At 40.5% G+C, this 23,303-nt stretch carries 22 protein-coding genes; 11 read left to right on the top strand and 11 right to left on the bottom strand.

The window, feature by feature from the left end:
* A partial coding sequence (locus tag CRJ00_RS19350; protein ID WP_218962196.1) for a transposase occupies positions 1-223 on the top strand: 223 nt, incomplete at its 5' end.
* 96 nt (positions 224-319) lie between these two features.
* On the opposite strand, the gene cmk is transcribed toward CRJ00_RS19350, so the two are convergent.
* The 5 genes from cmk to yihA are packed head-to-tail and all read right to left on the bottom strand — an operon-like array spanning position 320 to position 5,308.
* Positions 320-1,000 (bottom strand): (d)CMP kinase, encoded by a 681-nt coding sequence (cmk, locus tag CRJ00_RS07570; RefSeq protein WP_099366270.1) that lies wholly within the window; start codon positions 998-1,000, stop codon positions 320-322.
* Position 1,001: 1 nt separating this feature from the next.
* Positions 1,002-1,415: a hypothetical protein gene (locus tag CRJ00_RS07565; protein ID WP_099366269.1), complete on the bottom strand. Its 414-nt coding sequence runs from the start codon at positions 1,413-1,415 to the stop codon at positions 1,002-1,004.
* Positions 1,416-1,420: 5 nt separating this feature from the next.
* Positions 1,421-3,796 (bottom strand): type I DNA topoisomerase, encoded by a 2,376-nt coding sequence (gene topA / locus CRJ00_RS07560; RefSeq protein ID WP_099366268.1) that lies wholly within the window; start codon positions 3,794-3,796, stop codon positions 1,421-1,423.
* Between the two features lie 49 nt (positions 3,797-3,845).
* Entirely contained in the window at positions 3,846-4,694 is an 849-nt protein-coding gene (locus tag CRJ00_RS07555) for a UbiA-like polyprenyltransferase (protein WP_099366267.1), read from the bottom strand.
* Positions 4,695-4,696: 2 nt separating this feature from the next.
* Positions 4,697-5,308 carry a ribosome biogenesis GTP-binding protein YihA/YsxC gene (gene yihA, locus CRJ00_RS07550; protein ID WP_099366266.1) on the bottom strand — a complete coding sequence of 204 codons (612 nt, stop codon included), beginning with the start codon at positions 5,306-5,308 and terminating at the stop codon, positions 4,697-4,699.
* A gap of 61 nt (positions 5,309-5,369) precedes the next feature.
* Here yihA and CRJ00_RS07545 point away from each other — a divergent pair, with 61 nt between their 5' ends.
* The 4 genes from CRJ00_RS07545 (at position 5,370) to CRJ00_RS07530 (ending at position 9,938) form a co-directional block, all read left to right on the top strand.
* Positions 5,370-6,281 carry an ABC transporter ATP-binding protein gene (locus CRJ00_RS07545; protein WP_099366265.1) on the top strand — a complete coding sequence of 304 codons (912 nt, stop codon included), beginning with the start codon at positions 5,370-5,372 and terminating at the stop codon, positions 6,279-6,281.
* Between the two features lie 18 nt (positions 6,282-6,299).
* On the top strand, positions 6,300-7,616 hold the full coding sequence (locus tag CRJ00_RS07540) for an ABC transporter permease (RefSeq protein WP_099366264.1): 1,317 nt from the start codon (positions 6,300-6,302) through the stop codon (positions 7,614-7,616).
* Positions 7,617-7,665: 49 nt separating this feature from the next.
* Positions 7,666-8,841 carry a Na+/H+ antiporter NhaA gene (nhaA, locus tag CRJ00_RS07535; protein WP_099366263.1) on the top strand — a complete coding sequence of 392 codons (1,176 nt, stop codon included), beginning with the start codon at positions 7,666-7,668 and terminating at the stop codon, positions 8,839-8,841.
* Positions 8,842-9,347: 506 nt separating this feature from the next.
* A complete protein-coding gene (locus CRJ00_RS07530; RefSeq protein ID WP_099366262.1) occupies positions 9,348-9,938 on the top strand; it encodes a riboflavin synthase in 591 nt (196 codons plus the stop codon).
* Here CRJ00_RS07530 and CRJ00_RS07525 read toward each other — a convergent pair.
* A complete protein-coding gene (locus tag CRJ00_RS07525; protein WP_099366261.1) occupies positions 9,935-10,876 on the bottom strand; it encodes a hydrogen peroxide-inducible genes activator in 942 nt (313 codons plus the stop codon). The genes CRJ00_RS07530 and CRJ00_RS07525 overlap by 4 nt on opposite strands.
* 283 nt (positions 10,877-11,159) lie before the next feature.
* Entirely contained in the window at positions 11,160-11,465 is a 306-nt protein-coding gene (locus CRJ00_RS07520; protein WP_099366260.1) for a hypothetical protein, read from the bottom strand.
* 83 nt (positions 11,466-11,548) lie between these two features.
* Here CRJ00_RS07520 and mazG point away from each other — a divergent pair, with 83 nt between their 5' ends.
* The 6 genes from mazG (at position 11,549) to CRJ00_RS07490 (ending at position 18,270) form a co-directional block, all read left to right on the top strand.
* The gene (gene mazG, locus CRJ00_RS07515) at positions 11,549-12,352 is read left to right on the top strand and encodes a nucleoside triphosphate pyrophosphohydrolase (RefSeq protein ID WP_099366259.1); all 804 of its coding nucleotides are present in this window, start codon (positions 11,549-11,551) and stop codon (positions 12,350-12,352) included.
* Between the two features lie 51 nt (positions 12,353-12,403).
* Positions 12,404-13,588, top strand: a complete 1,185-nt coding sequence (locus tag CRJ00_RS07510) for a serine hydrolase domain-containing protein (RefSeq protein WP_099366258.1) — start codon at positions 12,404-12,406, stop codon at positions 13,586-13,588.
* Positions 13,589-13,607: 19 nt separating this feature from the next.
* Positions 13,608-14,264, top strand: a complete 657-nt coding sequence (locus CRJ00_RS07505) for an HAD family hydrolase (protein WP_099366257.1) — start codon at positions 13,608-13,610, stop codon at positions 14,262-14,264.
* Positions 14,265-14,464: 200 nt separating this feature from the next.
* Positions 14,465-17,074, top strand: coding sequence for an ATP-dependent chaperone ClpB (gene clpB / locus CRJ00_RS07500; RefSeq protein WP_099366256.1), 2,610 nt, complete (start codon positions 14,465-14,467; stop codon positions 17,072-17,074).
* A gap of 110 nt (positions 17,075-17,184) precedes the next feature.
* Positions 17,185-17,760, top strand: a complete 576-nt coding sequence (locus CRJ00_RS07495; protein ID WP_099366255.1) for a Crp/Fnr family transcriptional regulator — start codon at positions 17,185-17,187, stop codon at positions 17,758-17,760.
* 72 nt (positions 17,761-17,832) lie between these two features.
* Positions 17,833-18,270, top strand: coding sequence for a carboxymuconolactone decarboxylase family protein (locus CRJ00_RS07490; RefSeq protein WP_099366254.1), 438 nt, complete (start codon positions 17,833-17,835; stop codon positions 18,268-18,270).
* 203 nt (positions 18,271-18,473) lie between these two features.
* Here the strand turns inward: CRJ00_RS07490 and lysA are convergent, their stop codons facing one another.
* The 4 genes from lysA to serC form a co-directional block, all read right to left on the bottom strand.
* The gene (lysA, locus tag CRJ00_RS07485) at positions 18,474-19,628 is read right to left on the bottom strand and encodes a diaminopimelate decarboxylase (RefSeq protein WP_099366253.1); all 1,155 of its coding nucleotides are present in this window, start codon (positions 19,626-19,628) and stop codon (positions 18,474-18,476) included.
* Between the two features lie 7 nt (positions 19,629-19,635).
* Entirely contained in the window at positions 19,636-20,949 is a 1,314-nt protein-coding gene (locus CRJ00_RS07480) for an aspartate kinase (protein WP_099366252.1), read from the bottom strand.
* A 111-nt stretch (positions 20,950-21,060) separates the two neighbouring features.
* A complete protein-coding gene (locus tag CRJ00_RS07475) occupies positions 21,061-22,008 on the bottom strand; it encodes a D-2-hydroxyacid dehydrogenase (RefSeq protein WP_099366251.1) in 948 nt (315 codons plus the stop codon).
* 6 nt (positions 22,009-22,014) lie between these two features.
* Positions 22,015-23,082, bottom strand: a complete 1,068-nt coding sequence (serC, locus tag CRJ00_RS07470) for a 3-phosphoserine/phosphohydroxythreonine transaminase (protein WP_099366250.1) — start codon at positions 23,080-23,082, stop codon at positions 22,015-22,017.
* Positions 23,083-23,303 lie beyond the last annotated feature (221 nt).

The raw sequence follows: 23,303 nt of genomic DNA, 5'->3' as shown, positions 1-23,303 counted from the left end.
TCAGATGAAAAGCAACAACAGGTTTACCCGGTTCACAATGAAAGGACTGGATAAAGTCGCTGTGGAATTCGGTTTGATGGCCATTGCCCATAACCTCAGAAAATGGGCAAAAAAGTGGAAAGACAAAGCTTTTATCGGTAAACCAGGTGGCAAAAACTCCCTATTTGCGATAAATCAAGCCATCAACATGCTGAAAAGTACAAAACATCGACTTGCAGCCTAATATTGCTCATGAAATTATAATGGAGCTCCAGAAAGCTATAAAACAGAAGAAGGTGCCTTTTTAGACACCTTCTTCTTTTTGTTATCGTTGTTTAGTTTAGTTCGTTAATTTCTCTCGCACCAAGTTCAGTACAAAATCCAATTGTTCCTCTTGTGTAAGATCTGTATTATCCAAAACAATAGCATCTTCTGCTTGTCTTAATGGACTTTCTTCTCGGGTACTGTCAATATGATCTCGGTGAGCTAAATTCTCTTTCACCTCTTCCATAGTGATTTCCTCCCCTTTCGCAGCCAGTTCGGCATATCTTCTTTCCGCACGTACCTGTGGACTCGCCGTCATGAAAATCTTTAGATCGGCCGAAGGAAAAACTGTTGTGCCGATATCCCGACCATCCATCACAATATTTCTTTTCTTTCCCAATTGCTGTTGTTGATGAACCATTGCCTTGCGTACCGCTTTAATCGCACTCACTTCACTCACATATTCAGAAACTTCCATCGTACGGATCGCCTCCGAAACGTCTTCTCCATTCAACAGGATCTGTGTCTTTTCTAAATTGGGTACAAAATCGATGTGGATATTATCCAAAGCTTGCTGTATCGCCACATCATCATCCAAAGCGATATCATTGCGTTGTATGAATAAAGTTACCGCGCGGTACATGGCTCCAGAGTCCACAAATACAAAATTCAACTTCTTGGCTACAGCTTTTGCAACCGTACTCTTTCCGCATGAGGAAAAGCCGTCGATGGCTACGGTAAAGTTTTTCTTTGTCATTTTAATTTGTGCCTCCTATCATGACGCCTGGTTTATTGACCAATGGGATTTTGATTAGATTTTCATCCACAATACTTTCTGGAAGGAAAATATATTTTTTATCATAGATGGTTCCATCGATGTAATAGCTTAGCCAATATTCATTGGTAAGCCCAAACACCTGGATATCAATTGCTTCAATCTTTTGAACAGATTCGGCTTCCATATCGCCAATGAAATGTCTTAATGTGGTGGTTTTCACCTGCTTGCCATCCTTCTCGCCGTATCCTTTGGAAGAAACCAGTACGTTTTTGATGCCGACCGGCTTTTCATTGATCAGGTAAACATTCCACACCTTTGCCGTAGGACTTTCATTTTCTAACACCACCGCTATGGAGATATCCTCAACGATATTTAATGGTAAATCCTTTTTCATTAGAACTATTTTTTCTTCGCTCTGCTAGTTTTAGTGGTTTTAGTAGTGGTTTTGGTCGCTTTTGCTTTTTTACCAGTTCCACCTTTACTGTCTTCTTCCGCCCATTTCAACACATCAGCATAGGTAATTTTCTCTACTTCCGTGCCTTTTGGAATCTTCAGATTCTGTTTACCGAAACGAACAAAAGGTCCCCAACGGCCATTCTCTATTCTTGCCTCTGCATTCTCCTCAAATACACGGATCACCTTATCCTTATCTTTCTGACGTTTTTCTTCAATGATCTGAATCGCCTGTTCTTCCTCTACATCCAATGGATCCAATCCTTTCGGTAAAGAATAAAAACTACTATTATGCCTTATATATGGTCCAAAACGACCAATGGCAACCGTCATTTCCTTATCCTCAAATTCACCAACCTTTTTCGGAAGCTTGAATAATTCCAGCGCCTCTTCCAAGGTAATGGTTTCGATCATCTGCCCTTTACGTAAGGAAGCGAACTGTGGTTTTTCTTCATCATCTGCAGTTCCGATCTGCACCAAAGGCCCAAATCTTCCCACACGTACAGAAATCGGTTTTCCTGAAACGGGATCAACACCAAGTTCGCGTTCATGCGTCGCACGATCGGCGTTTTCAATGGTATTCTGCACCTCCGAATGGAACGGACCATAGAAATTGGATAGCATATCGGTCCATTCTTTGAATCCCTGCGCGATCTCATCGAATTCCTTCTCCACTTTTGCGGTAAAGTGGTAATCTACAATACCTTTAAAATGTTGAACTAAAAAGTCATTAACCAGCACACCGATATCTGTAGGGAACATTTTATTCCTTTCAGCACCCGTGATCTCTGTTTTGCTCAAACTGCTGATTTCCCCATCCTGCAGGGTAATGGTTTGATACACGCGCTCTTTACCATCGCGGTCCTCTTTAACGACGTAGCCACGATTTTGGATGGTGGATATGGTTGGGGCATAGGTAGAAGGTCTACCAATACCTAATTCTTCTAACTTTTTAACCAAGGAAGCTTCCGTGAAGCGCGCTGGAGGTCGTGAGAAACGCTCTGTAGCCTGCATGGTCTTTAAGGTTAAAGCTTGCCCCTTAGTTAATGGAGGTAATAAGGAGTTATCTGCATTATCATCTTCTAGGTCCTCTTGGTCATCGTCCGATGATTCAAAATATACTTTCAAGAAACCATCAAATTTCATCACCTCTCCAGTCGCTACAAATGCTTCAGAACGTATTGATACTTCGATGTTTGCAACGGTTTTCTCAAACTCTGCTTCACTCATCTGTGAGGCAATCGCACGCTTCCAGATCAATTCGTAAAGTTTTCTTTCCGAATTATCCCCATCAATGCTATGTTCGCTGAAATAGGTCGGTCTGATCGCTTCGTGAGCCTCTTGTGCTCCCTGTGCTTTTGTTTTATATTGTCGCTGCTTATGGTATTTGGTCCCATATGCCTTAGTAATTTCATCTTGTGCCGCTTGTAAAGCCGTATCGGATAGGTTTACCGAGTCGGTACGCATATAGGTTATACGTCCGGCCTCATACAATCTTTGGGCAACCTGCATGGTCCTGGCTACGGAGAATCCTAATTTACGACTGGCCTCCTGTTGAAGCGTCGATGTTGTAAAAGGTGCCGATGGCGTGCGTTTAGAAGGTTTGGTTTCTAAAGAGGTAACTTGGTAAGCTGCTTGTACGCAATCTTTCAAAAAGGTATTTGCTTCTTCAAAATTGCCAAAACGCTTAGGTAATTCGGCCTTGAATTGTTCTTTACCCTTACCAGTTTTAAAAATGGCAACTACCTTAAAGCTTGCTTCAGCATTGAATCTATTGATTTCACGCTCCCTTTCAACAATAAGTCTTACTGCAACTGATTGAACACGACCTGCTGACAATGAAGGTTTTACTTTACGCCAAAGAACAGGCGAAAGCTCAAAACCTACCAAACGGTCCAATACCCGTCTAGCCTGTTGCGCATTCACTAAGTTAAAGTCTATTTTTCGAGGTGATTCAATTGCTTTTAGAATAGCTGGCTTTGTAATCTCATGAAAAACAATACGTTTGGTGTTGTCATCCTTTAAACCCAAGGTTTCATATAAATGCCAGGAAATGGCTTCTCCCTCGCGGTCCTCATCGGATGCTAACCATACTGTTTCTGCTGCTTTAGCTAATTTCTTGAGTTCCGAAACGATCGCTTTTTTATCAGAAGGTACTTCGTATTTCTGTTTGAAGTTATCATTGGTATCGATGGCATCATCGGTCTTTACCAGATCCCGAATATGGCCATAACTTGATTTTACTAAAAAATCTTTCCCCAAATATCCTTCAATTGTTTTTGCTTTCGCTGGAGACTCAACTATCAATAGATTTTTCGCCATTTACTATAAGATTTCATGCAAAGAAAACGATTTCAAAACGGAATGCAAATTAAAATATGATATCTGCCAAGTAAAAAACAGCAAATACCACAGAAGCAATACCATTAGCAGTCATAAATGCGCGGTCTACCCGACTGAGGTCTGTAGGGCTTACAATGCGATGCTGATAGATCAACATCAGGCCATACAACGCGACACCAATATAATAGAAGATACCCGTAGGCATAAACCAGATCGGCAATAGTACAAAAATGAAAGATAATATATGTAGCACTTCGGATATCCGTAAGGCGTTCTTTGCTCCAAAATTGGCCGGAATGGAGTTCAATCCATTGGCCTTATCAAATTCCTCATCCTGTAGGGCATAAATGATGTCAAAACCACTCACCCAGGTCAGCACTGCTAAACCATAAAAAATGGGAACAATATTAAAATGACCTGTTACGGCCAAATAAGCTCCAACAGGTGCCAAGCCCAAGCCTATTCCCAGCACGATATGGCATAAGGGTGAAATCCTTTTCATGTAAGAATAAAAAAGGATCACGAACAGGGCGACCGGTGATAACATCAAGCACATCGGATTGATGAAATAACAGGCCAACATAAAGATCAAACAATTGATGATGGTGAAAAGTAAGGCCTGTTTGGGCGCAATCCTTCCAGCTGGAATATCCCGAACCGCTGTTCTTGGGTTGAGGGCGTCGATATCCCTGTCAAGGTATCTATTAAAGGCCATAGCGGCATTTCTAGCCGTAACCATACATAACAACACCAAAAGAAATAATTTCCATTCAAACTGATAATTTGTGGTGTGGATGGCCAAGAAGAAACCGATGATGGCAAATGGTAAAGCGAAAATACTATGTGCAAAAAGCACGAGAGACATGTATTTCTTCATAATTACTCAATCGGCGATACAAAATTTTGATTGACATCGTCTATGGCCTGAAGCACTTTATCGCAACCTAATTTGGTTTCGGCAGAGGTCAGGAAATTCGGAGGGATTTCTTCGAACCATTTTTTTAAGGCACGACGGAATTTCGCTACGTTCTGATCCGATTTTACGCCAGACTGTTTATCCGCCTTCGTGAATACCAACATAAATGGAATCCCCTCTTCACCCAACCAGCAACAGAAATCCAAATCGATCTTTTGAGGTTCATGTCTACTATCGATCAAAACAAAAACACATTGCAGGTTTTCACGGTGTCTTAGGTAGGCGCGAATAAACTTTTCCCATTCTGCCCGGCTTTTTTTGGAAACCTGTGCAAAACCATATCCCGGCAAATCCACCAGATACCAGGTGTTATTGATGATGAAATGGTTGATGAGTTGGGTTTTTCCTGGCTTCTGCGATGTTTTTGCCAAGTATTTACGACCCGTAATGGCATTGATCAACGAGGATTTTCCTACATTGGATCTTCCGATAAACGCATATTCTGGTTTATCAGCTAGCGGTAGTTTTGATACCTCTGTATTGCTACTTACAAATTCGGCCTGTTTGATGATCATGGCACAAAGGTACAATAAATAAGAAAAAATTTATTTACATTCATGCCCAAATTACCTCAAGATGCTAGATATACGACACATTGTGAAGCAGTATGCCAATCATACGGCATTAAATGATGTTTCATTTATAGTCCCTAAAGGACAGATATTCGGTTTGTTAGGTCCTAATGGTGCCGGAAAGACCTCACTGATCCGTATCATCAATCAGATTACTGCACCTGATGCCGGTGAAATCTATTTTGATGGCGAACGGCTTTCTCCCAAGCATATCGGAAGAATTGGTTACCTGCCGGAAGAAAGAGGCCTCTATAAAAAAATGGAGATCGGCGAACAGATGATCTATCTAGCCCAATTGAAAGGCCTTTCGAAACAGGATGCCAAACAACGCATTAAATATTGGTTTGAAAAACTGCAGATTGAATCCTGGTGGAATAAGAAAGTGGAAGATCTCAGTAAGGGAATGCAACAGAAGGTGCAGTTTGTTGCTACGGTATTGCACGAGCCAGACCTAATCATATTGGACGAACCCTTCTCTGGATTTGATCCGGTAAATGCGCAGATCATTCAGGACGAGATCCTGGAACTGAATAAAAAAGGGGCTACCATTATCTATTCAACCCATCGGATGGAATCTGTAGAAATGCTCTGCGACCATATCGCCTTGATCAATAAATCCAAATTGATCTTGGAGGGATCGGTAAAACAGATCAAAAATCAATATAAAAACCAGACGTATAAGATTCAATATGTTTTGAAGCCCGAGCATACATCTCTTCTTGAACATTCCAGCCTCTATGAGATCATCCAACATGAAGTTGGCGAGGAATCTAAATTGACGATTCAATTAAATCCTGGTATCAACCTGAATGAAGTATTGCTTCACCTGATACCGATGATGGAAATCCATCAAATTTTTGAAATCGTTCCAACGATGAATGAGATATTCATTGATAAAGTAACATCAAATTATTAAGAAGACAAGAGCCTAGTTATGAATAAGATTATATTAATCATTCAAAGAGAATATTTAAGTAGGGTTAAAAAGAAAACTTTTCTATTGACTACTTTTTTAGTTCCCTTATTTTTTATTGGTATCTACGTAGGTGCATTCTATCTGACGAAAAAAAGCTTTGAAGACAACAATGCCATTGTCTATGTATTGGACAACACCAACCAGGTCGGCAAGGAGTTGGTGAACAATAAAAACATCACCTTCACGCATTCTGCGGATGAATTGGGTGTTCAATTGAAAAAGGTCAAAGATGCAGGAGATAATACCAGTCTATTGATAATCCCTCAGGATTTCTTCGAAACCCAGAAAATCGAATTTCTATCCTCCGGTAAGCCCAATATCAATACGCAATCCGAAATTGAGAAGCAGTTGGAAACGGTCATGCTGAATTACCAATATGCTAAATTGAATATTGACCCGGATAAAATCAAGAACATCGATAGCTCGGTCAAGATTTCCGCTAAGGAGATCACCGATTCGGGCGAAGCCAAAGAAAGTGATACCCGCATAGCTATGGGTATTGCCATGGCCTTGTCCGTATTGATCTACCTTTCCCTCTTTTTATATGGCGCTCAGGTAATGCGTGGTATTATTGAGGAAAAATCCAATAGGATTGTCGAGGTGGTTATATCCTCGGTAAAACCTTTCCAATTGATGATGGGAAAAATCATTGGTATTGGTCTAGTCGGTATTACCCAATTCATCCTATGGATCATTTTAAGCTTTGGATTAATCAGTTTGGCAACTTCCACGCTGATCGACAAGGATGAGTTTATTGCCCAAACGGAACAACAAGCCGCTCAAAATGTCAATCCGGAGAATGAGGATATGTCGATGGTTGCCAGTTTAGGAAGTGCTTTGGATTCCGTGAATTTCCCTGAGCTATTGACCTGTTTCTTCTTGTTCTTTTTAGGCGGTTATATGCTTTATTCAGCCCTGTTTGCTGCAGTAGGTTCTGCGGTCGATAATGAAACAGAGGCCAATCAGTTTACCATGCCTATTACCGCCCCTCTCCTGTTGGCCTATGTGCTCTCTTTTGGGGTGTTGATAAATGATCCGCACGGAAGCATTGCAACTTGGTTAAGTTTTATACCTTTGACCTCTCCTATTGCCATGTTGGTCCGCGTTCCATTTGGGGTACCAGTATGGCAGATCGCTTTATCATTTGCTTTATTGGTAGCTGGATTTATATTCACCACTTGGGTAGCAGCCCGAATCTATCGCGTAGGCATTTTGATGTATGGCAAAAAAGCCAGCTTTAAGGAGCTGATCAAGTGGTTTGGCTATAAGAATTAAACATAATAGAATTAGAAATCAATAAACGAATTAGCGGCAATACCATCCTATGTCAAGTCTGATCAATCTTACTGTATTCAAGAAGTTCCTATCCTCCAATACTTCCGGAGGAATATTATTGTTTGTCTGTGTGATTTTATCCTTGATAATAGCCAATACTGGGCTTGCTTCTGGATTTAACAACATCCTGCAGACTACTTTTGGTTTCGAGAACGACAGTATCCAACTGAAATATTCCATAAAGGCTTGGATTGACGATGGGTTGATGGCTATATTCTTCCTCTTGGTTGGATTGGAGATCAAAAGGGAATTGGTAGAAGGAGAATTGTCCTCGCCTAAAAAAGCCGCACTGCCTATTCTGGCCGCTATTGGTGGAGCTATCGTTCCTGCCATTATCTATTCGGTTTTAAATAAAGGGGAAGCCACTTTCCATGGCTGGGGAATCCCGATGGCTACCGATATTGCATTTGCCTTAGCGATCATGACCTTATTAGGTAACCGCGTTCCCGCAAGTTTAAAGATCTTCCTAGCGGCTTTAGCTATTGTGGATGATTTATTGGCCATCCTGGTTATTGCTATATTCTATTCCACAGAACTTCATTATACGTATTTGATGTACGCTGCAGCCTTATTGGCGCTTTTGGTAGCCTTTAATTTTTTTGGGGTCAAAAGTATTTGGGCATATATCATCCCTGGTATCTTCATCTGGTATTTTATCCATCATTCGGGAATCCATGCGACCATTGCTGGTGTATTGGTTGCCATGACCTTGCCCACCACGCCGGATGCAACGGAATCTCCTTTGGAAAAATTAGAACATGCTCTGGCAAATCCCGTAAACTTCATCATCATACCTTTGTTCGCCTTGGTCAATACCAATATTACCATACACGGCGAAATGGTAAGCGGATTGACAACTCCACTGGGATTGGGAATTATCCTCGGGCTTTTCTTTGGTAAGGCGATTGGTATTTTTCTCACTTCTTGGTTATGCGTAAAATCAAAGATCGCAAACCTGCCGGAACTGGCTTCTTGGAAACATATGATCGGTGTGGGCATGTTGGGTGGTATTGGGTTCACGATGTCCATTTTTATCTCCATGCTATCCTTTAAAGATCCTGTTTTCATTGAAGAGGCTAAATTTGCCGTGCTTATTGGTTCCTTGATTTCTGGATTTCTAGGCTATCTATGGTTATCAGCGCTCAGCAAAAAGAAAGACAGCTAGCCGGCATCCTTCAAAAATTATCTTCTCATCAACTATCGTCAAAGTAGAATTACAGCTACAAATTGTCGGGCATATTGTTATGGAAATGGTGTAAAAATAATAAAGCTTGAGTCAATCGGGCGATCGCTCAAGCTTTAAAAAATAACCTCTTTATGAGGTAATCAACCTAAACCTAAGACAAAGGTAGATAAATTCTATTAATAAATCCAAATGTTTTGTGGGAATTAGCTTCTGTACTCTGGTCTAAAAATTTTAACTATCTGGAAATCAGAAGATTAAATTTCAAAAAAAAAGGTTTTCAAACGGGGAGAATGAAAACCTTTAATAACCAATTATAAACCTAAATTATGATGATACAAAGATAGTGTACAATTTACACTTTTGCAAATATTTTTTTTTTTTTTTTAAATCCGCTTTTAACCTGAACTAAATGGCTAAACAATATTCGGTTTTTGAAGCTGGGCAGCTTAAAATAATATCTTAACTTTGTATCAAAGAATCAATATATGTTTACAGGTATCATAGAAACTTTAGGACGCGTTACGAAAATAGAACATGAACAATCCAACATCCATTATTTTGTGGAATCCCCTATTAGTTCAGCTTTAAAAATCGATCAGAGTGTTTCCCACAATGGGGTTTGTTTAACAGTGGTCGGTATGGAAGGTGATGTTCACCAAGTAACCGCAATCAAAGAAACTTTGGAAAAGAGTTCGCTTGGCCTGTTAAAAGAAGGTGATCAGGTGAACTTAGAGCGCTGTACACAAATTGGTGGTCGTTTAGATGGACATATTGTTCAGGGCCATGTAGACCAAACGGCGATCTGTGTGGCTGTCGAACCCCAGGATGGTAGTACCCTGTTTACTTTTGAATATGATCCGGAGAAACAAAATGTAACCGTGGAAAAAGGTTCGATTACAGTTAATGGAATCAGTTTAACAGTGGTTAATTCTGGAAAGAATTCATTTTCTGTCGCGATTATCCCCTATACCCTGGAGCATACCAACCTACATCAGGTGGAAGTTGGATCAACGGTCAACTTGGAGTTTGATATCATTGGTAAATATGTAAGCAAGTTGCTTGCTCTGAGATCCTAAAGCGCGAAACCCATTACTTCTTTTTTCCGTTTCGTTTTAAAGCGATCCGGTACCAATTGTAGGATTTCATTTTTCAATAAATTGATGGCCTGTTTCTTCACATAATTCTGTGGAGTGACAATACTGATCTCCCGTACCGGTTCCGGAGCGCGGAAGTAGCGTACATTCTGTAATTGATCTTCATCATAATTACTGATACTCAATTCCGGAAGGATAGTCATACCGCCATTCAGATCAACCATTCTTTTTAAGGTTTCCACACTCCCGGTATTGTAATCAAAAGAACCTTCCTTCGATTGGTTGTGCTTGTAATTGCAGATATTCAAGACCTGTCCGCGCATACAGTGCCCTTCGTTCAATAACCATAGTTTTTCATCAGCAATCTCTTCTGCGCTGAGTATTTTCTTCTGGTATAAGGAACTCTTTTCGGAGACATACGCCACAAAGGTCTCGTAAAATAAGGGAATCTCATTGATGGATGAATCATGTATAGGGGTAGATAATAACCCGCAATCCAAGGTGCCTAATTTTAGTTCCTGTACGATCTGTTCCGTGGTATATTCCCAGATCTGAAGCTTAAGTTTATCGTGTTTTTTTAGGAAGTTAGAAATAACAGCGGGCAATAAATAAGGTGCAACAGTAGGGATTACACCGATTCGTAGTTCTCCAGTGAGCTCTCCTTTCTCGGTCTGTAGCAGTTCATTTATTTTTTTGCTCTCCGTGAGCACGGTCCTTGCTTGTTCTAGAATCTTTTCGCCAATCTCTGTAGGTACTACCGGTTGTCTGCTCCTATCAAAAATCTTCACCCCTAAGGATTCTTCCAGCTTTTGGATCTGCATACTCAGGGTTGGTTGGGTTACATAACATTTTTCGGCGGCAGCAACAAAACTTCTATAGGTATCTACGGCTATAATATATTCTAATTGTACAAGTGTCATTCTATAAATTTTGATTATACAAACATACGACGACTATAGCCGAATTGCTACAAAATTCCTGAAAAAAAGAAGCCTTCAGAAAAAAGGCCTGTTTTAGTATGGTAAAACGATGATTTCGGTAAAAAAACATGGTTAAAGCATACTTAAAGCATGTTTTTGTAACCCAACCATAGGAAAAGCATACTTTCACATTACTTTCAGTATGCTTTTACAATGAAGAAAAGGCTATTCCATGTATCATGAAATAGCCTTTTTTAATGATTATTAATGAGAGAGATTCTTTTTAATCTTGCTTGCGATGCTTGATTTCCAACTCCAGGATAATATCTCTTTTCTTACCTTCTAAAAAGGAAAGGTTGCCAGCCACAAAAATACCTTTTTCATCGGTATTGATGTTTCTGATGCCGTAAACCGAACTTTCATCGTCCGGGTTGCTCATGCCTTCATAGCGATATAGATAATCGATGGTATAATCAGCTGCCTCTGCCAGTAAGCCATCAAACTCAATATTGTAATCTACGGTATATCCTTTTGCCTGTAGATGATCTAAGGCTTCCTTTGCATTTGCATAGTCGTTTTTAGTGGTCATATCAAATCCTTTTTTTGTTTTAAAACAGTTAACTTTGGCTATTGTTTCATTAAATATACTAAATCGAAATCTATTCTGAACATATGGCCCATTCCATTCCTCCCGCAAAAAACACCCCCAGCGAAGCATTTGAAAGATTATTGGAAGTTTTATATACCCTACGTTTGGAATGTCCTTGGGATAAAAAACAGACGATGGAATCCCTACGACATCTGACCATCGAGGAAATGTATGAATTGGCGGATGCCATATTGGATAAGGACCATAAAGAGATCAAGAATGAACTGGGGGATATATTGATGCATTTGGTGTTCTACGCGCGGATTGCCGAGGAAGAACTGCAATTTACCATAGTTGATGTGCTGAATGGTATCTGCGATAAATTGATCAGTAGACATCCCCATATCTATGGAGATGTACAAGCGGAAACCGACGAAGTGGTGAAACAGAATTGGGAAAGCATAAAATTGAAAGAGGGAAATAAGTCGGTCCTTTCCGGCGTGCCTAAAAGTCTTCCTGCATTAGTAAAAGCTTATCGGATTCAGGATAAGGTCAGAGGCGTCGGTTTTGATTGGGAAGATAAAAAGCAGGTTTGGGAGAAAGTAGAAGAAGAATTGGCCGAATTTAAGGCGGAATTCAATATAGAGCAGGAAAACATCAATTTAGAACGTGCAGAAGCCGAGTTTGGTGACCTGTTGTTCTCGTTGATCAATTATGCCCGACATCTGGGTATCAACCCGGAGAATGCCTTGGAGAAAACCAACAAAAAATTCATGTTCCGTTTCAATTATCTAGAAGAGAAATCCAAAGCCGATGGTAAGATCTTGTGTCAGATGAGCCTGGAGGAGATGGATGTTTATTGGAACGAAGCTAAACGTTTAAAATAGCAGGTTTTCCATTCTTATTTCCTTATCTTTAGGCTGATACAAAACCTATATATGAAAATTTTGATAAAGATTTTGAAATGGTTGGGGATCCTGCTGGGTTCTTTCCTACTCTTGACCATTGTTTCACTCTATGTTTTCAAGGTCGATTATATCCTAAAAGGCATTTATGTCATTTACATGAAAGGCCATACAACAGCCTATCTGGACGATTACCACTATTTTGATAACCATACCGTCAAGCATGGCACACCTCAACCATGGCCAATCTCAGCATCCTATAATCAAGTGCCGATCACGGATTCATTGAAAAGAATCCATGAACGATCTGGTTCTATAGCGTATATGATCATTCATCAGGATAGCATCTGGTTTGAGGAGTATTATGGTGGATATTCGGATTCCTCCAGTTCCAACTCCTTCTCCATGGCAAAAAGTATGGTCGCGGCCCTACTAGGAAAGGCCATTGAAAACGGTTTGGTAAAAAGTATAGATCAGAAAGTAAAAGATTTTGTACCTGAGGTGCAAGGTCCATTTGCTGATTCCTTGACGTTAAAAGATCTGGTTTCCATGAGTTCAGGGATGAAATGGGAGGAGAAATATTATGATCCTTTCTCGATCACCACCAGGTTATACTTTGATAAGGATATTGTTGGCGCCTTAGATGCGATGCCGATCAACGCCAAACCAGGACAAGGATTTAAATACCAAAGTGGAGACACCCAATTATTGGGTATAGCCCTGCAAAGAGCAAGTAAGAAATCACTTTCAGCGTTGATGACCCAGTATTTTTGGGAACCCATGGGGGCAGAACATGATGCCCTATGGCAGTTGGACAGTAAGGAAAAGGGCATCGAAAAGGCTTACTGTTGTTTTGCAAGTAATGCCAGGGATTTTGCCCGCTTCGGAAGGCTCTATCTTCAGCATGGAAAATGGAATGGACAGCAATTGCTGGATTCTAGCTATGTTTCGCAATCATTAACCAATCGATTTCCGGATTCTCCGGAGTATGGCTATGGCTGGTGGATGGGGAATTATCAACAAAAGCCTTATTTCTATATGGATGGGCATTTGGGGCAATTTGTGATCGTGGTTCCTGAAGATGACCTGATCGTGGTGAGACTCGGACATAGTAACGACGGTAAAAACAAGGCAGATCCAGCTTCTTCCTTCTATAATTTCATTCATCAGGCTTATATCATGTTGGGCGATCGGATAAAAAGTAATACTTCCGAATAGGATTTCTTACCTTTGCAGCATGAAAAATTTAGCTGTTATCTTTGATATGGATGGGGTTATCGCTCATACGAATCCCTATCATGCCAAAGCCTTTGAAGTCTTTTTTGACCGTCACGAAATCACTTATAGCGAAGAGGAATTTGAAAAGCACATGTACGGTAAACATAACAGCCATATTTTTACCTATTTCTTTAAAAGACCTATACAAGGCTCGGAGTTGTTGACTTTAGAAGATGAAAAGGAAGGTTTGTTCCGTGAAATCTATCAGGAAGAGGCCAAGCCTATCCCCTTTCTCCCCGATTTTCTAGCTGATCTAAAAGCTCATGATTTTAAATTGGGAGTTGCTACTTCCGCACCTCGAGCAAATATGGATCTGATACTCGACCGCCTTTCTATCCGTGATTTCTTTAGTTCTACCTTAGGAAGTGAAAATGTGGAACTGCACAAACCCCATCCAGAAGTTTACCTGAAATCCGCTGAAAATCTTCAAATTGATCCTTCGTCATGTTTCGTTTTTGAAGATTCTTTCTCTGGAGTGACCGCAGGATTAAATGCCGGAATGCATGTGGTGGGCGTATTGAGCTCCCATCAACAAGCAGATCTCCCCATCTGTAAAGCGTATATACAGGATTATAAAGGTTTGAATGCCGATTTTCTATTGAAATTGATGGATTAGGAACATTTTTTCGTTTTTATTAAATTTCAATTTCCACCTAACATATTGACTCTTAATTTGTTTAAATTTATAGAAGCCTAATAGACCTGTAATTTTGACATGAAATTTTTAATATTTATGTCATAATTGCAGTTTATATCCTTTTAAATGGGCTGGGCATTGGTTTTGATGCATACGTTAGAAAAGAAAATAACTAATCTATGAATTTTAATAATTTTACGATAAAGGCTCAAGAAGCCATACAAAAAGCCTCAGAGATTGCTGTGGGGAACCAGCAGCAAGCGATAGAACCCATTCATATTTTAAAAGCATTGTTGACCGTTGATGAAAATATCATCGGGCATCTCTTGAAAAAACTGAATGTCAATCTGAACTATGTGAATTCAGAGGCCGACAAGCAGATTGCCGCACTTCCAAAGGTTAGCGGTAGTAATGTTTATCTGAGTAATAGTGCCAATGCGGTATTACAGAAGGCCCAAAGCTATTTGAAAGAGTTTAATGATGAGTTTGTTTCTATTGAACATATTCTATTGGCTTTATTAACAGCCAATGATAAGGCTTCTGCCCTATTAAAAGATCAGGGCGTAAATGAGAAGGATCTTAAATTGGCCATCAAGGAATTGCGAGGAAACAACAGGGTAACGGATCAGAATGCGGAAGCTACTTACAATGCTTTAGGAAAATATGCTCGGAATCTGAATGAATATGCAGAATCAGGAAAATTAGATCCTGTCATCGGGCGTGATGAAGAAATTCGCCGGGTAATGCAGATCCTTTCCCGCAGGACCAAAAACAATCCGATTTTAGTGGGTGAACCCGGTGTTGGTAAAACTGCCATCGCGGAAGGAATTGCCCATCGGATCATCAAAGGTGATGCACCGGAGAATTTAAAATCCAAAACGGTGTTCTCCTTGGATATGGGTGCTTTGATTGCAGGAGCCAAATATAAAGGTGAATTTGAAGAACGCTTGAAAGCGGTAGTGAAAGAGGTATCAGATAGTGATGGCGAGATCATTCTTTTCATTGATGAGATCCATACCTTGGTTGGTGCAGGTGGTGGCGAAGGCGCTATGGATGCAGCTAATATTTTAAAACCAGCCTTGGCAAGAGGAGAATTGCGTGCCATTGGTGCGACTACCTTGAATGAGTATCAGAAATATTTTGAGAAAGATAAAGCCTTAGAGCGTCGTTTTCAGAAAGTTATGGTGGAAGAGCCTGATACCCAGGATGCGATATCTATCCTTCGCGGATTGAAAGAGCGCTATGAAACCCATCATAAGGTAAGAATATTGGATGAGGCGATCATCGCGGCTGTTGAACTATCACAACGCTATATTACCGATCGTTTCTTGCCCGATAAGGCCATCGACTTGGTGGATGAAGCTGCTTCAAAGTTGAGGTTGGAAATGGACTCCGTTCCAGAATCCGTGGATGAATTGGATCGTCGGATCATGCAGTTGGAAATTGAAAGAGAGGCTATCAAAAGAGAAAATGACGAGAAGAAGGTAAAAGAACTATCTGAAACCATTGCCAATCTTTCCAACGAGCGTGATTCCTTGAAGGCTGCTTGGCAATCGGAGAAGACCCTGGTTGATCAAGTTAACCAAGAAGCGCAAAATATTGAAGATTACAAATTAGAAGCGGAACAAGCTGAGCGTGCAGGTGATTACGGTAAAGTAGCGGAATTACGTTATGGAAAGATCAAGGAAGCGCAGGATGCCGTAGAACGTTTGAAAAAAGAACTGGCAGAAAAACAGGATAGCAGCCGCATGTTGAAAGAGGAAGTAACCTCGGAAGATATTGCAGACGTGGTTTCTAAATGGACCGGTATCCCTGTCAATAAAATGATTCAATCGGAACGCGAAAAACTATTGAATCTGGAGGAAGAATTGCACAAACGTGTGGCCGGACAAGATGAAGCCATTGAGGCGATATCAGATGCGATTCGGAGATCCAGAGCAGGATTGAGTGATGCTAAAAGGCCGATTGGTTCGTTCATTTTCTTGGGAACCACCGGTGTGGGTAAAACAGAATTGGCTAAAGCCTTGGCCGAATTCTTATTTGATGATGAGCAGGCTTTGGTTCGGATCGACATGTCGGAATACCAGGAACGTCATGCCGTTTCCAGATTGATCGGAGCGCCTCCAGGATATGTTGGTTATGATGAAGGTGGACAATTGACAGAAGCTGTTCGTCGTAGACCGTATTCGGTGGTGTTATTGGATGAGATCGAAAAAGCACATCCAGATGTGTTCAACATTTTATTGCAGGTGTTGGATGATGGCCACTTAACGGATAATAAAGGGCGTGTGGTCAATTTCAAGAACACCATTATTATCATGACCTCGAATACAGGATCCCATATCATCCAGGAGAATTTTTCTAAATTGATGGATGGAAACCGTGAGGAAATCATCGCGAAAACCAAGGATGAGGTGTTTGAATTATTGCAGAAATCCATCCGTCCGGAATTCTTGAACAGGATTGATGAAATTATCATGTTTACTCCGCTTTCAAGGGATGAAATTGGAGATATCGTTCGGATGCAGTTTGGAAAGGTCCAAAGGCAATTGGCTGAACAGAATATTTTCTTAACAGCCACTGATGAAGCGTTGGATTGGTTGGCACAGCTGGGTTATGACCCAGTATATGGTGCAAGACCATTAAAACGGGTAATTCAAAAACGTATTCTGAACGAATTGTCGAAAGAAATCCTTTCTGGAAAAATCACTTCGGATTCGGTTATTGAATTGGATAGTTTTGACCATCAATTTGTATTCATCAATAAGGATAAGAACAAAGAAGGATAAAATAGTTTTTACGATTATTCATTGATCTTTAGGTCAGCTAAATTATATTAAACAGGGGAACAGTGGTGTTCCCTGTTTTTTTTATTTTTGAAAGGATTAGGATTGAACCCATGCTTAAGATTTTAGAAAAACATATTAATGCTATCGTTCCTATGCCTGCGGCGGACTTTCAGGAACTAACAACTTATGTAGAAGTTGTTTCCTTAAATAAAAAAGAATACCTGCAGGAACTGGATCACTATTCGAATGACCAATATTTTGTGTTACAGGGATGTTTAAGGATGTTTACCCTGAATGAAAAAGGGGTAGAAATGACTACCGACTTTGCCTTGGAGAACTGGTGGATCTCAGATCATAAATCGTTGTTGCAGGAAACCAAATCCTTATGTGCCATACAGGCAGTTGAAAAAAGTGTGGTCTTACGGATGAGTAAACAGAATGAAGTGAAAATATGCGAACGATTTCCTGTCATGTATGGTTATTTTTCGGCAGTTTATCGAAAAGCATATGCCGCTGCTCAATACCGAAACATCTTATTTAAACTTTATTCTAAAGAGGAAATCTACCTACAGTTCAGTAGGAATTTTCCTGATTTTATGCAACGTGTCCCTCAGTATTTAATAGCTTCCTATTTGGGCTTAACGCCGGAATATGTTAGTGAAATACGCAAGAAAAGTATTTCTTAAACTGGTTTAAGATTTCTTTGGCGCTAATGGATTTACTTTGTGGTATTAAATAATTGAAAAAATTAATTAGACATGAAAGCAAGAATGAACATTTCGGCGATTGAGCCAAAGGGATATCAAGCGGTATTGGGATTAGAAAATTTCGTACAGCATTCTGGTTTAGAGAAATCGCATATTGAATTGATTAAGATCAGAGCTTCCCAGATAAATGGTTGTGCGTTTTGTATTAATATGCACACAAAAGATGCGTTGAAACAGGGGGAAACGACTCAACGAATTTTTTTATTGGATGCTTGGAGGGAAACCAATCTTTATGATGAGAAGGAACGTGTGATTCTGGCGATGACGGAAGAAATTACGATGATTTCTAAGGCAGGATTAAAGGAAGAGACCTATGCGGAGGCGGAAAAGGTTTTTGATGAGGGGTATATCGCGAAGATAATATTGGCTATTGCTACGATTAATGTTTGGAATAGAATAGCGATCAGTTCTTTGACACAGCCTTTGTAGAGGGGTGCGGTGTAAAGATTGCTTCGTTCCTCGCAATGACGCGGGGTGGTGATAAAGATTGCTTCGTCGTACCTCCTCGCAATGACGTGGGACTCCTCGCAATGACGCGGGGTGGAAAAAATAAAAAGAGGAACAAATGTTCCTCTTTTTCAATATCCACATAGGTCTAACGTCTAAAATCTATCATCTAACGTCTAAAAAACCTACCCAAACACATACCTTATCTCATCCCTTAAATTATACCGGGATGCCATGACTTCACCATAGGCGCCGGCGGTACGGATAGCGATCAGGTCTCCCCTTTCTGAAATAGGAAGGGTAACTTCCTTTCCAAAGCAGTCGGAGCTTTCACAGATAGGACCTACCACATCATAATTAAGTAATTCTTCCTGGTTTGAGCTGCCTAATTTTTCGATCTTATGGTAGGCTTGGTATAAAGCTGGACGCATTAATTCCGTCATTCCTGCATCTAAGATCAAAAAGTTCTTTTTGATTCCGCTTTTGGTGTACAGCACCTGGCTTACCAAGGTTCCGGATTGGGCCACAAGCGCTCTACCTAATTCAAAATGTACTTCCTGATTGGGATTTCGCTCCAAGAACTTATCAAAAACATCAAAATAGGCTTCAAAGTCAGGCATCGGGTTTTCATCAGGCTGTTGGTAATCAACGCCTAATCCCCCTCCTACGTTCAATACTTTAATGGTCGTTCCACGCTCTTCGAACCAATTCTTCCATTCATTCACCTTTACACAAAGGCTTTTGAATACATTCATATCGGTGATCTGCGAACCAACATGAAAATGCAGACCCAACAGGTTCACATGCTCACATGATCGTAGTACCGAAGCCGCTTTCTCCAATTCGGAATTGGGAACACCGAATTTATTCTCATCCAGACCGGTGGTGATGTAATGGTGTGTATGCGCATCCACATTCGGATTGATCCGAAGGGAAATATTCGCTTTTACACCCAATTTACCAGCTAATTCATCAATGATCAACAGCTCTTGGATAGATTCCACGTTGAACGCAAATATTTGTTGTTCCAAAGCCAGGATGATCTCCTTATCGGATTTGCCTACGCCAGCAAAAGTGATCTGCGAAGCTGGGAAACCCATATCGATGGATTTTTGTACCTCATTGCCACTCACACAGTCGGCCCCATATCCCTTTGATTGGATAAGTTCCAAAATACGGTCGTTGAAGTTCGCTTTAAGGGCGTAGTGTAAATGAAATCCCCGCTTGTCAGCAGCTTTTTTAGCGGCATCCAAGGTATTTGCCAAAAGCTCCATATCATAATGGTAGAATGGCGTTTCTAAGGATTTCAAATGATTGATATCTAATTGATGTATGTTCATTATAGGTTTAGAAAAGTCTGTTATGTAAAGATCTTAGTGCTTCCACTTTATGTTCAGAATCCAACAGGATGGAAACGTTATAATCGGAACCGCCATAAGACACCATGCGTAATGGAAGATGTTTTACAGCATCTAATACGCGCGCGGCATAGCCATGGGTGTTGGCACCAAAATCACCAACCACACAGATGATAGTCTGATTTCTGTCAACACTTACCCTACCGAAGTCTTCCACTTCGCGGATGATGTCGCCCAGGTTCTTGGTATCGTCGATGGATAAGGACACAGCCACTTCGGAAGTGGTAATCATGTCTATCGGTGTTTTATAACGCTCAAAAATCTCAAAGATCTTGCGTAGGAAACCATAGGCCAAAAGCATTCTGGAGGAATGGATATGGATAGCCGTAATTTCATCCTTAGCAGCTACCGCACGGATAAATCCTTTCTGTCCACCATCTTTCGAAATCAGGGTTCCATAGGCATTAGGATCCATGGTGTTCAATAACCGTACTGGCACATTATATTTTTGTGCTGGGAATACGCTTTGAGGATGCAGGATCTTAGCTCCAAAGTAGGCTAATTCTGCCGCTTCATCAAAGCTAAGGTTAGCGATTGGAGTCGTGTTCTTCACGATACGAGGGTCATTGTTATGCATCCCATCAATATCCGTCCAGATCTGTACCTCATCAGCTTGAATTGCTGCACCGATCAAGGAAGCGGTATAATCTGATCCACCGCGACGCAGGTTATCTATCTCACCGAAGGAATTGCGACAGATAAAACCTTGCGTGATGAACAGGGTGTTTTCTGGTGTTTCTTCTAAAATAGCCTCCAACTTCTCTTTGATAAAAGGCACGATAGGTTCATTATCCTCATCGATTTTCATGAAATCCAATGCTGGCAATAGCACAGACTTCACTCCTTTTTCCTGTAAATACAGGTGCCATAGATTAGTGGACATCAATTCCCCTTGCGCAAGGATGATCTTATCCTCCACATGCGTAAACAGGTCGTTTGATAAGGAGGAGATCAAGTTAAAGTGATAATCGATCAATTCTTTTCCATTCTTATATCCGTTCTCTGTGCTGAAGAGTTCCTTGATTAAGTTTTCGTACTTATCCTTATGTTCACTAATTAATTGTTTGGCCTCGTCCTTCTTACCATTTAAAAGGGCTTTAGCAATTTCTACCAAGGCATTGGTCGTTCCAGCAACAGCTGAAAGAACAACAATTTGACGTTCTGCGGGATTTACTATGTCTAGTAATCCTTTGATACGTTCAGCACTTCCTACGGATGTTCCTCCGAATTTTAGAATTTTCATATCTACTTTTTATACAATTTTTTTTGCGGGTGTGAATATAGGTTTTTTCACAAAAAAAGCGGCACAAATTCCTAAATGGTTTTGTGCCGCATACATTTCTATGCGGAAGAACTACTTCTTCAGGTTCTCTATCAACAGCTGAGCAAGTTCTTCACCGATTCTTTCCTGCGCCTCATTGGTCGCAGCACCAATATGTGGTGTCAAGGAAATCCTCGGATGTGTTAATATTTCTGTTCTAGGGCTAGGCTCGTTGTCAAAAACATCAAGTGCTGCAAAGGAAACTTTGCCGGAATTCAATGCTTCAACCAAAGCCAGTTCATCAATTACACCACCCCTAGAGGCGTTTACCAATCCTACTCCATCCTTTAATAAGGCGAATTCTTCTTTTCCAATGACAGGTTTATCGGTAAATGGAACATGTAGGGAGATGAAGTCAGCTTGACGGAAAATAGTTTCCAGATCAGCCTGTTCAACTGGAACTTCCACTTGGATTCCGCCGGAAAGTGTTAATGTTAAGGATTTAGGTCCTTCAAAAAGATCAGAATATAACACATTCATCCCTAATCCCAAGGCAATTTTGGCTGTTTCGCGGCCAATACGACCAAAACCAACCACGCCTAATGTTTTTCCCTGTAATTCTACGCCAGCTGCATAAGCTTTTTTTAATGCACCAAAATTGGTCCCGCCCTCTAGAGGCATCTTGCGATTGGCATCGAATAAAAAACGAACGCCATTCAATAAATGGGCAAATACCAATTCCGCAACGGAATGCGAAGATGCAGCAGGTGTGTTGACTACGGCAATTCCCTTTGATACGGCATAATCCACATCAATGTTGTCCATGCCTACGCCACCACGACCGATAACTTTAAGATTTGGACAAGCATCGATCAATGCCTGTCTTATTTTTGTTGCACTACGAACGGTTACTGCATCGTAATCGTTCAAACGAAGAGCAAGCTCCTCTTGAGGAATATGGATGGTATCTACGATAAATCCTGCATCCTCTAATATTTTTTTACCGATGGGATCAATTCCATCGTTTGCTAAAATTCTCATTAATTATTATTTGTGATTTTCTTCAAATTCTCTCATGGTATCGACTAAAGCATTGATGGATGAAATGGTCAATGCATTGTAAACCGATGCACGGAATCCACCAACGGAACGATGACCTTTGATACCTACTAAATTACGTTCTTTTGCTAACGCTAAGAATTCAGCTTCCAATTCAGGACTGTCCATAACAAACGTAATATTCATTCTCGAACGGTCTTCTACAGCGGCTGTTCCCTTGAAGAATGGATTTCTGTCAATCTCCTCGTACAAAGTACGTGCTTTAATGATGTTCTCCTGCTCAATGACATCCACCCCTCCTTTCGCTTTTAACCAACGAAGGTTTAACATGGAAACATAAATGGAGAATACTGGCGGCGTATTGTACATGGATCCTGCTTTTGCGTGGGATTCATAATCAAAAATAGTTGGGAAGGTACGGCCTGATTTTCCGAACAATTCATTTTTGATGATCACAAGCGTTACACCTGCCGGTCCCATGTTTTTCTGAGCGCCAGCGTAGATCAGATCGAACTCGGAAACATCAATTTTTCGGCTTAGGATATCCGAAGACATGTCTACTACCGTTGGAACTGCAGTTGCTGGTTTTTCAAAAACTTCGGTTCCATAAATGGTATTATTGGAAGTATAATGGAAGTATGCTGCATCTGCTGGGATTTGGAAATCCTTGGGGATGTAGGAATAATTCTGGTCACTCGAAGAAGCCACGATCTCGACATGTCCTACTTTTTTTGCTTCTTTAGCGGCCTTAGTTGCCCAAACACCGGTATCTAAATAAGCTGCCCTCCCATTTTCTGGAAGAAGATTCATAGGAACCATGGCAAATTGTTGCGTAGCACCACCTTGTAAGAAAAGAATGGAATAATCTTCAGGGACATTCAATAGCTCCCTAACGAGACGCTCAGTCTCTACGACTACCTCTTCAAATTCTTTGGAACGATGCGAAACCTCTAAGATAGAAAGACCTGTACCATTAAAATCAAGCACTGCTTTTGCAGCTTCTTCAAAGACTTCCTTTGGTAGAATACAAGGACCTGCACCGAAATTATGTTTCATTTTTTACTGTTAAATTGTTAAAAATAAGGATGATAAATCGTCTGGTGAAACGGATTTTATCGTAAGAAAGAACAAAGGTAAAACATTTTTAAAATTTTTTAAAGCAAATTCCTTATTTGTTTTAAAAATCACAAAATATATTATTGTTTGATATTAATTTGTCATACAAAAGGCATTTAGGCTTCCATAAATTCTTTTGTCAAAAAAATTAACAATTGCCT

Source organism: Sphingobacterium sp. 1.A.4 (genome assembly GCF_002734245.1).
Classification (GTDB): domain Bacteria; phylum Bacteroidota; class Bacteroidia; order Sphingobacteriales; family Sphingobacteriaceae; genus Sphingobacterium; species Sphingobacterium tenebrionis.
Note: the sequence above shows the minus strand (reverse complement) of the source record. Positions and strands in the feature narration are given on the sequence as shown.